The 15,773-nt window shown below is 46.8% G+C and carries 9 protein-coding genes and 2 pseudogenes; 1 reads left to right on the top strand and 10 read right to left on the bottom strand.

What is annotated here, in order from left to right; genetic code table 11:
• Positions 1-28 precede the first annotated feature (28 nt).
• The 6 genes and pseudogenes from DWW60_RS04815 to DWW60_RS04790 all read right to left on the bottom strand — a co-directional run bounded on the left by DWW60_RS04815 (position 29) and on the right by DWW60_RS04790 (position 9,513).
• A complete protein-coding gene (locus tag DWW60_RS04815) occupies positions 29-1,480 on the bottom strand; it encodes a glycoside-pentoside-hexuronide (GPH):cation symporter (RefSeq protein ID WP_117874509.1) in 1,452 nt (483 codons plus the stop codon).
• Positions 1,481-1,499: 19 nt separating this feature from the next.
• Positions 1,500-2,513 (bottom strand): alpha/beta fold hydrolase, encoded by a 1,014-nt coding sequence (locus DWW60_RS04810; RefSeq protein ID WP_055223047.1) that lies wholly within the window; start codon positions 2,511-2,513, stop codon positions 1,500-1,502.
• 17 nt (positions 2,514-2,530) lie between these two features.
• A pseudogene (locus DWW60_RS14010) lies at positions 2,531-4,015 on the bottom strand (DUF6937 domain-containing protein).
• 102 nt (positions 4,016-4,117) lie between these two features.
• The gene (locus DWW60_RS04800; RefSeq protein ID WP_070099096.1) at positions 4,118-4,699 is read right to left on the bottom strand and encodes a TetR/AcrR family transcriptional regulator; all 582 of its coding nucleotides are present in this window, start codon (positions 4,697-4,699) and stop codon (positions 4,118-4,120) included.
• 383 nt (positions 4,700-5,082) lie between these two features.
• The gene (locus tag DWW60_RS04795; RefSeq protein ID WP_117874508.1) at positions 5,083-7,212 is read right to left on the bottom strand and encodes a HelD family protein; all 2,130 of its coding nucleotides are present in this window, start codon (positions 7,210-7,212) and stop codon (positions 5,083-5,085) included.
• A gap of 15 nt (positions 7,213-7,227) precedes the next feature.
• Positions 7,228-9,513 carry a S8 family serine peptidase gene (locus DWW60_RS04790; RefSeq protein WP_117874507.1) on the bottom strand — a complete coding sequence of 762 codons (2,286 nt, stop codon included), beginning with the start codon at positions 9,511-9,513 and terminating at the stop codon, positions 7,228-7,230.
• Positions 9,514-9,683: 170 nt separating this feature from the next.
• On the opposite strand from DWW60_RS04790, the gene DWW60_RS04785 reads away from it, so the two are divergent.
• Positions 9,684-10,538, top strand: coding sequence for a hypothetical protein (locus DWW60_RS04785; protein WP_117874506.1), 855 nt, complete (start codon positions 9,684-9,686; stop codon positions 10,536-10,538).
• Positions 10,539-10,749: 211 nt separating this feature from the next.
• Here DWW60_RS04785 and DWW60_RS04780 read toward each other — a convergent pair whose 3' ends face one another.
• The 4 genes and pseudogenes from DWW60_RS04780 to DWW60_RS14000 form a co-directional block, all read right to left on the bottom strand.
• On the bottom strand, positions 10,750-13,107 hold the full coding sequence (locus DWW60_RS04780) for an ABC transporter permease (protein ID WP_117874505.1): 2,358 nt from the start codon (positions 13,105-13,107) through the stop codon (positions 10,750-10,752).
• A gap of 43 nt (positions 13,108-13,150) precedes the next feature.
• Entirely contained in the window at positions 13,151-13,861 is a 711-nt protein-coding gene (locus tag DWW60_RS04775) for an ABC transporter ATP-binding protein (protein WP_055280474.1), read from the bottom strand.
• A 282-nt stretch (positions 13,862-14,143) separates the two neighbouring features.
• Positions 14,144-14,707 (bottom strand): histidine phosphatase family protein, encoded by a 564-nt coding sequence (locus DWW60_RS14005; protein WP_334290611.1) that lies wholly within the window; start codon positions 14,705-14,707, stop codon positions 14,144-14,146.
• 201 nt (positions 14,708-14,908) lie between these two features.
• Positions 14,909-15,592, bottom strand: a pseudogene (locus DWW60_RS14000) (patatin-like phospholipase family protein); the annotation flags it as partial.
• Positions 15,593-15,773 lie beyond the last annotated feature (181 nt).

Below are 15,773 nucleotides of genomic sequence, written 5' to 3'. Positions count from 1 at the left end.
GTATGAACTTCGTTCATAGCGGTTCCTCCTATCTAAGTTTCGTCATGATCTCCTGCATCCTCTCCTCGGTCAGCTTGTATTTCCTGATGAAGAATACAAGTCCTATGATGAGAAGAACTATCGGAACGACTGTCATCATCATGGAAAGTCCCATGAGAGTTCCTGTGCTCTGCTCTATGACTTCCGATGTTCCATCTGCCGGCTGGATAAGTCCGACCCATTTGATCGCAAGTCCGGCAAAGAACACTGCAACTCCCGATGCAAGCTTTACTACAAATGTCTGCATGGAGCATATGACGCTCTCATCTCTCTGCCCATTCTTGTACTCTCCGTAGTCTATGCTGTCGGCAAGGCACACAGTTATCAGCACGTTGAGAAGTCCGCTTCCCGCAAATACCAGAAGTCCCGGTATGAACAGGATGTACCAGCAAGGTACTCCGCCCACCGTCATGCGGGTAACACCAGCAAAGCTGCAGGCAAGCAGCATCACATATCCAACGATCTCATATACTACTGAATGTACGAACAGCTTTCGCTTGGACATCTTCTTTCTAAAGAGCGGGAACAGCATCATGGCAAGTATCTGCGCACCACCACCAAATGCGGAGAACAGCGCATATCCGCTCTCACTTCCTATGTCATATGTGAAGAAATATATGAGCAGGTTGCTTGTTATATAGAGTGCAGAGTTTACGAGCACGATGGTGATGACCACCGCCAGAGCCTGGTCATTTGTCACCAGCGAATGGAACATCTCACCTATGCCATGGGACTCCACTACTGTGTCACCCCTCTCCTTTACATTTGCCACGCAAATGGCCTCCGAGATGACGAACACCACTGCAACCAGAAGAGCCCACCACTTGAAGCCGATGCGGTAATCCGTGATCTTCAGCTTGTCCGCCGCCAGGGCTGCGCCGCTGATGGCTGGAACTACTATCATAGTAAGTACAGTAGGGATGGCAGAACCCACGCCCGCGCAGGATCTTGCAAGTGCAGACAGATTCTCCCTCTCCTTGCCCGGCTCAGTGATGGCCGGGATCATGGACCAGTACGGAATATCCATCAACGTGTATGTGATTCCCCACAGGAAATATGTCACTGTCAGAAACACCTTCATCCCACCAGCTCCCATGCTTTCCGGCACGGCGAACATCGCATAGAGGACAACCGCATTCAGCACGGTTCCCGAGAATATCCACGGTCTGAACCTTCCCCATCTGCTTCTGGTCTTTGCCACCACGATACCCATGATAGGATCGTTAAATGCATCAAACACTCTCGCCACCATCAGCACTGTTCCTATGAACACTGAGCTGACACCAAGCACAGAATTGTAGTAGTACAGTATATAGCTGGCTACCAGCATATACACCATGTCTTTTCCCACGGCCCCTACTCCGTAGGCTATCTTTGTCTTTTTCTGAAGGCCGCCCGCAGGTGCGCCGTTCTGTGTATTATCCTGTGAATTTTCTCCCATATATAACCTCCTTAAAGGCCTAACCTTTTATATCTGCAAGCCTTGTCTCAAGCCACTTGTCAATATCGTCAAATACCTTATCCCTGCACAGCTCATTCAGTATCTCGTGTCTGCAGTCCTCATACAGATAGCATGCCACATTGTGCGAAACTCTCTTGTGGTATAACTCGTAGAGCTTCAGAACATCCCTGCCGTAATGTCCAACAGGATCCCTGTCACCGGACACAAACAGAACCGGCACATTCTTCGGTATTTTCGCTATGTTCCTGTCCTCCTGTATATAGTGGAGTGTATTGAACAGCGTCTCGTAGCCCTTCAGGGTAAATGAGAACTGGCACAGCGGATCATCCACATATGCATCCACGCGCTTCGGGTCACGGCTCACCCAGTCTTTATTCGTCCTCTTTCTCACCTCACCGTCCACGATAGTGGTCTTCGGGATACCCCTGTTGTATGTTCCAAATGCCAACACTTCCATGAGGGTACTTCTGTATCTCTCGCCGTGCTGACTCTTCTCAAGCTCCAACACAAGTCTTCCGATCTGCAGCATATACTCAGGCATGCTTCCAGTTCCCATGCAGATAAAGCCGTCCACACTTGAACCCTCCGTGTAAGGTGACGGATATTTTGGATCCCAGCCGTAGTCGCTCATATATCGTCTCGCCATAAATGAACCCATAGAGTGTCCCATCAGGAAGAACGGTACTCCTTTGTATGCCTTCTTCAGACTTCTAGTGACTCTATGAAGATCCGCGACTATTGCCTTGCTCGCATCGTAGGCATTCATATATCCAAGCTCATCCATATTTGCCGCCGTGAGTCCATGTCCCAGATGATCATTTCCTGCCACCACAAAGCCCTTTGCTGCAAGATACCTTGCAAATTCATCATATCTGTCTATCAGCTCTATCATTCCATGGGATATCTGAAGTATCGCTCTTATCTCCCCCTGTGGCTCCCACACGATAACGTGCAGCTTGTCCTTGCCATTTGATGATGGTATAAATGTCTCTTTCTTCTTTACCTTATACATAATGTAACCCTCCATTCTCAGTTCTTCATATCCATCGCCAGTTTTACGACCTCATACGCTCCGTCGTATATTCCATCCAGTTTGTTCCGCTTTATGTTCTCACACATATCTGTGAGTATGCTGTCATCCTGCATGAACAGCTTCATCATCTGTAGAGTGTGCGGTATATCACGGCACTCCAGTGTTCCATCTCCGATCTCCGCCGAGTGTATCGCCCCCCACTGCTCATGCCCGCCAACTCTCTTGATGAACAGCTTTGGAACTGGATAAAAGGCCAGCTCAGACGGCTTCGTTATGAGTACATCACAGCTTCTCATGAGAAGGTTGGTGCAGTACACAGCCTCATATATATTCTCATGGCAAAATGCGTGTATTCCGTACACCTCTTCCTTAAGAGCCTTATCCGCAAATGCTGTGGTGTCGCTCCAGTCATCGAAATGTGTAGTGACAAGGCTCTCCATGGCGGGTATCTCTCTCACCAGCTCTTCCCACACGTTCATGTAGTCGCCCACATTTACATACAGGACCATGTTGCCCTTCTTCACGCTGGCAAGCGCCGTCCTGATGATAGCTGCAAATATATCCTTCTGTGCTCCGGCACCTCCTATGGTGAGAAGGAAACGCATCGGTGCCTTTTTCTTTCTTCTCTCTATTCTCCTGTCGCAGTCCTCCTCTATGGCTGCCACCAGCTCATGGTCTATATAGTGTCCAACGTATCTGATTGAATCACCGGGCATAGGCTTAAGCACCTCGTCGCCCTGCATTCCGTTCAGGGTTCTGTATCCGAGGTATGCCGATCTGGTCTGAACCGTGTGAAGGCTTCCCTCCGCAAGGTGGAGCGCCATAGGCCAGTTGTCAGGGATTGCATTCACCACATGTTTCATCCCTGCATGAACCGCCGCCTGGGCAGGTCACACATGTGTAGCCACAAGCGGGATATCCTTTGGAACATTCCTAAACACCGGTGTCATAAGCTCCGCATTCATCTGATCCGAGGCATTGTATGACAGCTTCCTGAAACCCTCATAGTTCATCGGCTCCCACACTGCTTTGTTGAAAACCTTGCTCTTTCCCGATATCCTGGATCCCATGGAATAGAGCTTGTTCTGCGCCTCAATAACCTTTCCTCCCGTGGTCTCACTGTAGGAATTGAGATCCATCCAGTACGGCTTGTATCCCAGATGATTCGCTGCAGACGCTATCGCCATGGATATTCTGTAATGTCCGAACCCCATCCTGATATTGCCAACTATGATTCCTTTGTCCCTGTCAAATTCCTCCCGGCCGCCATCCGGTATATCATCACAGACTCCGCCGTCGATCACAATATTGGAGACACCGAGAGTATCTCCAATATACGGATTCTTCACAACTGCAAGAGGATAATCCACGTCACTGTCATCACCGAATCTTTTTACAAATCTCTCTTTGGAGTTCTCCGCCTTTTTGACGACCTGACTGCTCATCCTGTTGCCAAATACAACCTCAGATCTCTTACCCATAACACAACCTCCTGTCTTTTATATATACCGCCCATCTCGCCCCAGTGAATGAAACCGGCCGCGGGCATCAATTCCATATAATCACTTCATTCATAGCGGTTCCTACTCCTTACAGGATATGCCATCCATAAGTACATCAAGTGTATACTGCACCGCCTCGTCAAATGTAAGTCCCGCGTCTATCAGGACTGTAGTCTCCATGTATTTCTCAAGTGTGGCCTCGAACATGGTCTTGATGACTGGAATCGGAATGTTCCTTATAACACCCTCGTCAATTCCGCGCTTCAGGAGTTCTATGGTATTATCCCACTGCTGCTCCATCATTACTCTCACCCTGGCAAATATCCGTGGATATGAATTCTCCAGTTGGTATATCTGCCTCCAGTCCAGCTCGCTGTAGCTGTCCGGCATGGCTATGAGTATCGCCTTTATCTTCTCCACAGTGGTCAGGTGGTCGTCATCCATGACCGCCTGCTCACTTCTCTTGATCTGCTCGTATATATATGTCGCCGTGTCAAAGAACAATGATTCCTTGTCCCTGACGACCTGATATATGGTTTTCTTGCTCACTCCAAGTCGTCTTGCCATATCGTCCATGGTGAATTTGAATCCTTTCTCCCGGAACTCCTCTATGGTCGCCTCATATATCCTCAATTTAAGCTGCTGCTGTGCTTCTCCGTCCATAACTCCCTCCTGTTCATCCGTGTCTGTCAGCTTCCTGTACATACTTCCCGCTCAGGAAACTCAGAAACTATTTTTAGTTTCCCCGTTTCCTTAATAATAACATTTCTTTGTAGATATTGCAACAATAAAAATGCGTTATCTCTATTTATGTATAATTTTTGCACAATCAACACAAATCTCAATTATTAGCTGGCGAATAATTTACAGAGTTCTGACACTCACAGTCGCAATTCTGCCCAGGTGCGCATCCACCATATAGCAGCACTAAAAAAACGGCATCTCCACTCAGGCGGAAATGCCGTATAGCACATCATATATTGTTCTGTTATAATCGCTGTTTTTCCGTATAATATAGCTGTTATAATATTTCTTTCTCTGTGTAACTACTGTGGCTGAACCACATCAAGCACATACAGCTCATGGAGCGCCCTTGTACAGGCGATATAATGCGCATGTCTTGTGACCATGCTGCCGTCGTAGGTTCCGTCCGTCATGACATACACCGCATCGAACTCCATTCCCTTTGCAAGGAACTTTGGAAGTACGACCACACCGCCCGCATAGACAACCGACTGATTGGTGATGAGCGTCACCTCGGTGTACTCCGAAAGCTGCTTGTACACTTCGTAGGCGTCTGCCTCGTCATTTGTCAGGATAGCTATGTTGTCGTAGGCGTCCATGTCTCCGTAGCTCAGCTTGTCATTTATGAACTCCACAGCTTCATCCAGTGACTCACACTGTATCTCCTCAGGCACCCTGCCGTGTCTCTCCACAGTGTTGCCGCCTACGCCCTCTCCGCCAAGTATACCGTTGCAGAACTCGGTGATCTCCGCCGTGGATCTGTACGACGCGAACAGCTCCTTGAGCTCATAGCCGCCCTGTCCGTTCCTCTTTGCAAATATCTTCGTCAGAACATCCACAACAGTCTCCTCAGGATCATAGAAGAGCACCTGATACCTGTCGCCGAGGATAGTCTTCCTGCAGCCAAACACCCTGTCTATCACCGCATACTGGAATATATTGTAATCCTGCATCTCATCTATGACGAGGTGCTTGATATTGTTGTAGGAATGACATCCGTAGAAATACACCTGCAGGTAAAGTATAGGAAGGATATCCTCATAGCATATCTTTCCATATTCATTTCTGTACTCCGATATACCCGGATATTTCTTCTCCATCTCCGCCAGGAATCCAACATACAGCTCAACCAGATTCCTCTCTGCAAATAAATTTACCATCTGCTTCTGTATCTGCCTTGCCAGATTACGCTTCTTCTCGTCCGGGAACTCCTTTGGTGAATTATCCTCCACCCTGTCTACTATGAAGTATGCTATGTTCTCAAATCTCTCATACACAGGTTTTCTTGCAAATCTTCCATTGAACATGGCAGCTATATCCTCGCCTGTATACTCCACCTTCTGATAGTGGAAATTTCTGAACTTTATACCTGGCACATACCTGTCCAGATACTCATTGAAACTGTCGTAGAAAGAGATGGACGACTTGACCTTGATATTTCTCATCCTCTGGTTGTCCTGATCGCCGCTGTCTATAATGAACTCCGACTGATCCAGCTTGCTCTCATATTCCTCCTCTATGAAAAGAAGCTCCTCAAGCAGACTGTCAAATTCCTTCTCAGGCACACTGTTCTCCTCGAGCTCCGGGAGAACCTCTGATATATAATCGCCAAATATACTGTTTGGAGACAGTATCATGACATTGTCACTCTCAAGTGTCTTGTAATTGTACAACAGCCACGCCAGTCTGTGCATGGCTATGACCGTCTTGCCGCTTCCGGCGCGGCCGTCCACTATAAGGTTATACGCCGTGCGGTTTCTTATGATCGCATCCTGCTCCTTCTGTATGGTAGCCACCACATTTTTCATCTTCACACCACTGTTGCCGCCAAGGGCCTCCAGCAATATGGCGTCGTTGATGTTGGAGTCAGTATCCACCGCGTCTTTAAGTCTGCCATTTGACACCAGAAACTGTTTCTTCTCCACTATGTCTCCAGAAAACTCGTCATCTTCCATGTCATCCACATGGACATTGTAGGATGCCGGTCCCTTTTCATAAGCATAATACATAGAGGATACAGGTGCTCTCCAGTCGTACACAAGCTGCTGCCCATTCATATCTGACTGATAACCGCTCATACCCACATATACCGGGAGATACTCTTCGTCATCTTTATATTTGAATACAAATTTGCCAAAGTACGGCACCTTCTTCTGGTGCTCATACACCTCCAGGCGCTTCGCAGCTCTTCTGAGGAATGCCTCATCATTGTTCACCGACTGCATGTTCTGCAGGAACTCCTCGTCGTCCATGTCTCCATGGCTATCACGCATGTACTTCTTCTGTTCCTTTATATTGTCCTTTCCAAGCTCCATGGAGCCCTCAGTTATACTGATGCTGTAGTCGAGCTCCATCTCCACATTGTCAAAATAATCCTCTTCATCCTCCATCGTGGAGATCTTGTATCCTTCCAAATTCTTATTTTCTGCCATCTTATCTGCCTTTCGCTATTTTACCTTTACGCGCTGTACACTGCTCCAGCCGCCATAAATGGTCTTGCCGCCAACTCTTCTGTAGGTTCTCATCCTCACATAATAATATTTTCCTGAGAACAGAGAGCTTATCCTGCGTCTGAGTTTTGTGGACTTATTTATCGTTGCCACCTTATATCTGTCAAATTTCGACGATGTACTGTACTGGATCTGATACCCGCTGACATACCTGACCTTGTTCCATGTTACATCCATCGTCTTTCTGGAATTTGATCTGACCGTTTTCGCCTTGCATCCCGGCATCCTGTACAACCTGACCCCCGCAGTATCATACGAGCTTGCAGAAGTACCCTTGAACGCCTTGACCGTGTATGTATAGTTTCTGTAATTAGTCACATTCTTATCGACAAATGTGAGCGTTCCCGCTGACAGCACCTTGTACTGCTTCCATCCGTTCTGCCCCGGTGCCTTGCGGTATATTTTGTATCCACTCGCGCCCTTTACTTTGTTCCAGGATACCTTCACGCCGGAATATGCATTCTTCACGTTGTACTTCGGCTGGGTAAGTCTGACCAGTGCCTTTGTAGCCGCCGGCTGTCCCTCGGCCGTGCCGTTCACGCCCCTCACCGCATATCTGTATCTGATTCCAGCCGCCGCAGTCTTGTCAGTGTATGTTCTGACTCCTGAACCTTTTATCTCAGCTATACATTTGTATGCGCTTGTCGCAGTTTTCCTGTATATCTTATACCCACTTGCATTATCCGCCGAAGTCCACGACAGTCTCAGTCCATCCTTCACATTTCCAAGACTTTCCACCGCACAGGTTCCAACCTTTGTCTCCAGATGTTTTCCGCCAAATGTATTAGCAAAATAATCCGCCATGTATGGACAACCGTAACCGTAGTATTTATCCTTTCCCGCTGTTCCCAGATCCACGGAATATGATATCAGTCTGCTCTTCAACTGACTACTGTCAAGCTCCGGCTCTGCCATCTTCACATAAGCTGCTGCAGCCGATATGTGAGGTGCCGCCATGGATGTTCCTGTACTGACATGTCCGTGATCCGTTCCGGTCTTCCACGCCGATGTTATATAAGTTCCCGGAGCAGAAAAATCCACCGCATCACCATAGTAGGAATATGCATCGTCAAACTCTACCGTATCTGCAGCAATCCTGTCTGCTGTCTCCTCCGTTCCAGCCTTCTGCATAAGCCCCGACACTGTTATCACATCACTGCTGTCCGCAGGATATGACACACCTTCCACGTCGCTGATCTCCCAGTTGTTCACAGTGCTGTTCGTATTGCCTGCTGCCACACACATGATGACGCCATCTTCTTTTGCACTTTTTAACAATTCGTCAAGCATCGACCTGGTGTTGTCACTTGCATTTTTACCATAGAAGCAGAAGCTCATATTGATCACGTCCGCACCGCTGTCAAGCGCAGCCATGATTCCCTGCTGTACCGTTGACACTGTGGTTGCTCCCCGGCTTGTGAAACATTTGATGATCGTGAGCTGGACATTGTCCGGTGTCGCATCCGCTATTATACCCGCCACATGACTTCCATGTCCCATGTTGTCTCCGTAGTCGCTCCGGTCTTCGCCCTCGCAGCAGTTCATACTTCCTTCCTCATTTATCCTGCCTTCAAACAGAGTATCCGAGGAATTAACTCCGGTATCTATGACCGCCACATTTACCTTAGCATCCAGCTTGTACTCTGACACCTCCGCCTTGAGCCTGTCCATTCCCATGTACCTTGTGCCCCAGCTTACAGCCTTATATGTCTCCGATGTGGCAAGCATGGCATCAACGTTCCGCTGTGCAGCATACGAATTTGAATCCAAATCCGCCAACACATCTTCTGAATATATGACCTGATCAAGCATACATTTGTCAGGCTCGTACTCTTCCTGAAGCTTTTCGTATGCCTGTTTCGTCGCTTCCTCGGTATCGTAGCCAAGCACATAGTAATCGTATTTGTCATAACAGATGACTGTTGTCGCGCCATAGGTCTCCGGCACTTCATCTGTATACAATATGATCCTGCGAAGACTGTATATGTCGGCTGACTCACTGCTGTACATTGCCGCTGCGTCGACATCCGCTCCTCTATCCATCACATCGGCCGAGTTTACCACATCAGCTTCGTCCATGGAATCTCTAAGCTCTGACACACTGGTTACGTATTCTACATTTTCATAATCCTGCGCGTACACCTTGGTATATGTGCCAGGCGCTGCCAGCCCACCTGCCAGCACCACACAGGCAATCAGGTACGACCACCTTTTCCTTCTCACCTATATTCCTCCTGTATATAAAAACAGCTCTTTAAACCACATAGTTATCTTTTAGTATAACATAAATGTGCCGCAGATGGTGAGTAATATCTGTAACCCAAAGCCTCCACAGCACATATTTTATATCAGAGGTATATAAACCTCTGACAACACAATACGGAGGTAAAGTAATGGCAACATTCACTAATCAGGCAACTCTGTCCTACAACGGAGGATCCACCAATTCCAATATCATAACTGGAGAAATCATTGAAGTCCTCACAGTCTCCAAGACGGCTGTGGTGGACACCTACCGAACACCGGATAAGATCACGTATGTGATAAGTCTCATCAATTCCGGAACTACCACACTCACAGGTCTGTCTCTCACAGATAATCTGGGAGCATATGCAGTGGGAAATACAACAGTATATCCTCTCACATATATTCCGGATTCCATCAGATACTACACCAATGGAACTCTGGTAGCCGCTCCGGCTGTCGGTGCTGCAGCTCCGCTGACACTCACTGGAATCTCCGTTCCAGCGGGCGGAAATGCTACTATTATATATGAGACAACAACAAATGAATTTACACCTAGAGGCAATGAGGATTCCGTGACCAACACTGTTACAGTAACCAGCGCAGGACTTACCAACGCAGTCACTGCAACTGAGTCGGTTTCCCCTGTTGCAGCTCCCGATCTCGCCATCACAAAGTCTGTGAGTCCTAGCATAGTTGCAGAGAATGGTCAGATCACTTACACCTTCCTTATAGAGAACTACGGCAACACCGAGGCATCCGCAAGTGACAACGTCATCATCACAGATACCTTCAATCCGATCCTCACCGGAATCACTGTGACATACAATGGAAATGCATGGACAGCGCCAGCCAGCTACACCTACAATGAAGCAACAGGCGAGTTCGCAACAGTTGCCGGACAGATCACTGTTCCAGCGGCAACATTCACACAGAATACAGCCACAGGAGTCATCACCACAACACCGGGAACAGCAACCGTGACTGTCACAGGAACCATCTAGCTGGCATGAGCCTGTCCGGGTCGACAACCTGACAGCTTTGGGAACATTTCCCACAAAATAGCAAAAAAAGAAAATTTTGTGCTCAAACTCCCGGATTCCCACTGAAAAGATACACAACTTCTAATCCATGTATCCTTTTCAGGGATTCGGGGGATTTACAGCACAAAATTTTCTCTTTTTTCAATATAATACCTGAACACAGCTTGACACATCACTCCACATTCTTGAGCGCCTCGTCCATAGGAATCTTCTTTATCCTCTTCATCTGCAACAGTGAGATCACCAGATAGCCGGTAAAGCTGAGCACGAACATGAGTGGGAATATCCATGGTGCCATGTATATCGGCATCCAGCCGCTTAGCATATCTATCAGCATTGCCCTGTATATCACCTTGATCGACAGGTAACTGAGCAGTATATCGAGCAGCGTCACCACCGCAACCATGACAGTTGTGGATGACAGATACAGCTTACTGATCTCCTTTGTGTCATATCCCAGTATCTTAACCATGGATATGGACACCGTGTTCTTCTCCACTATTAGTTTTGTGAGCAGATATACGAGAAGCATGAACATAACAAGTGAAAATACAACCACTATGTAGAACATACCTCCCATGGACTTGGTGAGCTGTCTGGACACCTTTATCATGTCATCCTTTGTGATCTCTGACACTACATGATCCTCTATATCGGTCAGCTTGTCATTCGAGAAATAGCCGGTAAAGTAATCCTCGTCCTTGTCAAATATTTTTCTGAAATCACCCTCTGTCACGAACACCGCAAGGGCTGACGGATACACCACAGAACCCGTCACCTTGAGATCATATGTGTCATCAGTATAGCTCTCCTTGAGCTCAAGTTTGTCGCCATCAACTATCTCATATTTGTCTGCGTAGCTGTCAGATACCAGCACATCTCCGTCGTCCAGCTTAACCGGGAAATATTTACTGTCCGAATGTATTCCATACACCATGATCTCATCATCTATATCTCCGGTCGTCCTTAGCGTCTTCATACAGTAGGTTTCCGCATTATTATTTGCCGTCTCCACCTGTGAATCCAGAACATACTGATGGTCAGCTACCATATTATCCAATATGTCATTCTGATAGTGCTTCAGCATAGGATTCAACATAAGTCCGAACATCAGCAGAACCTGTGCGAAGTAAATTCCAAGAAGCATGACCACATATCCTGGAATGTTCTGAAGTATGACACGGGTCTTGAACCTTGTCATGAACTTCCAGTGAGGCAGCTTCACCGCCTTCTTTCTCTTTGATCTGCTGAGATCATGTCTCAGGAACCTCAGTGGTGAGAGCTTCAGTTTGCTGTTTACCACTAACAGGTTCACAACGATCATGATTATAAGAGGTATGACTGTGGTAAGCACAAATGCATCGGCATTCCAATACGTCACATACTTAGTGAGGGAATAGCTTCCATAGTAAAGCTGCGCACCCATATCCTTAAACACCGAATAGCCCAGCACGTTTCCCACCACTGATGCCATAAATGTAACTATGACAGGAAGTGATATGTAGTGAATAAGCAGCTCGCCCTTCGTATATCCTGAAGCCCTCAATGTTCCAATAACCGACGCTTCCTTTGTCAGAGTGTTGCTGATGGTTACCGCAAATATAAATGCAAGTATAACTATGACGATGTATTCAAACCATTTCATCATATTTGTATCACTGCCAATATCATCCCCTGCAAAGTTGATCGCCTGGTTCTGATACCTTGGAATGTAGCTCTCCACCGTAATGCCGTTCATGACCGCCTGTGTATACACAGTCTCAAGAAGGTCATCCGCCAGCTTTTTCTCATCGTTCTCCTCATCCGGCATTCCATCATCGTACATCCATGAATACGACCAGGTCTTATTTTTCTCCGGGAGATCATCAAATTCCTCATTTGACACAACCGCAATTCCGAATATCGTGGCATCAAACATGGTATCATTGTTGTTCTGGAACATGGTACTGTAGTCGGAGAGTGCCACAAATCCGCACACGCTGTATACCTTGTCACCCGCTTTTATATCATCACCGATCTCTATATCGTTGTTCACCGCATACATTCTGTCAATGGCGATCTCATCAGTTCCTACAGGAAATTCACCATCCATCAGGCACATTTTATTTACATCGTGTCTTGGTGCGAATATCCTCAGTGTCCTTCCCCCATCATCTGCAGCATCATTTACAGAATTCACCGTATCATCTTTTGTCTCTGCATTGCCTTCCACATTACCACTATTGCCATCAGAGTCTGATCCGATCTTACTCATAGGCAGTTCATAATACGACATATCATAGAGCTTCACGCCCTCATCCTCTATATTGTCCTTCATATTGTCAGACGCCTCATCCGACAGATCAAAATGTCCATCCTCCACGTTGTATTTGTCAAATGTATTGTTGTAGGTTTTCTTCATGCTCTCACCTGCAACCATGAAGCCCGACACCATTCCCGTCGTGATGACCATGAACAGGAATATGACTATATATTTTCCAAGCTCTTCCTTCAGTTCCTTTGGAATTCTTCTCCACAATGGATTTCTCATAACAGATCCCCTTTCCTATTGAACATCTACCCTGTCTGCCCAATTACCAGTCAAGCTCTACAGCGGATATCTTGTTCTCATTTACAATGTTGCGTCTTATCATGCCGTCCCTGAGTTTCACAGTCCGGTCCGCCATATTCTTGATGGCATCATTGTGGGTGACCATGATTATTGTGTTGCCATACTTCTGGTTCACATCCTCTATGAGCTTAAGTATCTCCTTGGAAGTGTTGTAGTCAAGGGCACCTGTCGGTTCATCGCAGAGAAGTATATCAGGATTCTTCACGATTGCCCTTCCAATTGAGGTCCTCTGCTGCTGTCCACCCGACAGCTGATTTGGGAGCTTATGTCTGTGCTCATAAAGCCCCAGAGTCTTTAACAGATCATCAACATCAAAAGGATTATCACTAAGGTATGCTCCAACCTCCACATTCTCCTTTACATTGAGATTAGGTATGAGATTATACATCTGGAATACATAACCGAGATGCTTTCTCCTATATCTGGTCAGTGTCTTCTCGTCCATATCACCTGTCTTCTCTCCATCTATGGAGATATAACCGGAATCCGGGCTGTCGATCCCACCTATGATATTGAGCAGAGTTGACTTGCCAGACCCCGATGGGCCAAGCAGCACACAGAACTCGCCCTTTGCGACCTCAAAATCAATTCCTCTAAGTACCTCAGTTCGGTTCTCCCCTGAACCGAAGCTTTTCTTTATCCCACTGATCCTCAAAAAACTGTTGTCTCCCATGATTCTCTCCTTTTCCACATTTTATATTCTCCATAAACGCATCGCATAGCTCTCATGCCGTACGTTGATATTTAAACGCATGATTATATGTTCATATATTTATTAGCACATATGTAGGCTCTGTGTCAACTATATTAGTGATAAATAATATCAAGTATTCTTTTATACACATTTACAGGAGCATTTGGGGATATCCCAGAAAAAAAGAGAAAACCACATTCACATCATATTGATCTGCCTGCTGTTTTCTCTTTTTTACATCTGATACCACACATGTGGCGATCAGAATCTATATTCTCTTATCTCACAGTTCTTTATGCCAAATGCTGCGAATTCCTCATTTGTCATATCATTGAAATACGACTGTACTATTCTTGATATTCCATTGTGGGCAACCAGAAGATATGTCTTCCCGGAATCTTCCGACTCAGCCTTAAGCTCATCTAACAAATTGTACACCCTCTGACACAGATGAACCATGGTCTCTCCGCCCTCATAGTGATCCAGAAAATGCGTCTTCGCCTTGGCGAATATAGCGCCGTTTCTGGCTGTTCCCTCGTATTTGCCAAAACACTGCTCACGGAGTCTCTCCTCGGCTCTCATAGGAATTCCTGTTATCTCGGATATATGTCTTGCCGTCTCCGAAGCCCTGACCAGAGGCGAATACAGAATCTCATCTATGTGATAATCTCCATTCTTTATCATCTCACCAAGCTGCTCCGCCTGCTGATGTCCAAGCTCTGTGAGTTCAATATCCGTGGCTCCACATATCTTGTTTTCCACATTCCACACGGTCTGCCCATGGCGGGTGAAGAACAGTCTTGGGCCAAACTTCTCAACAAGCACCGCCTTTGCATCGTCATATCCCTGTGTTATCCTCTTCTCAACACCTTCAGGCGAAAAGTCAAGCATGCCATCTATGGCACCACCAAGAGGAATGGACGGATATATATGTATCATCTCTGCATCATCGTATCTGTCGGTCTTCCTCTCATCGAGATGCACCACGACAAATTTTCTGTAGCCCTCATCATAGAGAGGCTGTATTGGCACATTATCTCCCCCAAGGAAGAAGCCTCCATCATAATACTTTGTCTTGTCTATCGTCTCCATAGGGAATATGACCGGTATGGCTGAAGAAGCAAGAAGTATACGTTCTATCTCCTCCGGTTCCATGCCTGACAGCTGGAATCTCTCAGGAGTAGGCTTGCCCTCCACATTGAGACATGTAGCATAACAGCTCATGTCACTGTTCGACACACCATCAAGTACTGGTGAATTCTCCAGTATGTCCATAAGTCCTTCTCTGGAGAAGAAGCCATCCTTTATCCTCATGCCTTTTGCCACAGCATCCAGTCCTATGCACTCTATTGCACTCTGTATGACTGGATTGTCTATGGTCGTGAGCTTCTCCTTGATGGACTCAAACCATTTGTTCCTGTTGTCCTCGTCTATATCCTTGTTGGACAGTATCCTGTCGTTGGTTATGTCGTACCACATCTGTGTTGCCTTATCCAGATCACCACACGCATACAGTGCCGCGTTCAGCGCACCGACCGAGCTTCCTGACACCGCCTTTATATCGATCACATCTCTGTACTCCTCAAGAGCCTTCCACACTCCGATCTCATAGGAGCCACGGCCACCACCGCCACCGAGCACCAGACCGTATCCTTCCTTAACCGGCACATCCGGCTGCCCGTCCTGACCGCCCAGTTCCGTGTAATGCATCTGCTTCTTCTGCGATATAGTCTCCTCTATCGCCTTATGAAGCTCCCCGGCCTTTTCCTTTATCTCCTCTGTTCTCTCCTGAAGCTCCTGTATAACCTTTTCTTTATCCATATATTAATCCCCCTTACTATTCCATAATAAAGCTGCTCTATCCAATATTGTCATCTGATATATCCACCAA

This window comes from Coprococcus sp. AF16-22, from assembly GCF_003461545.1.
Classification (GTDB): Bacteria; Bacillota; Clostridia; order Lachnospirales; family Lachnospiraceae; genus Coprococcus; species Coprococcus aceti.
The sequence above is the reverse complement of the archived record's forward strand: the minus strand, read 5'-3'. Positions and strand labels throughout refer to the sequence as shown.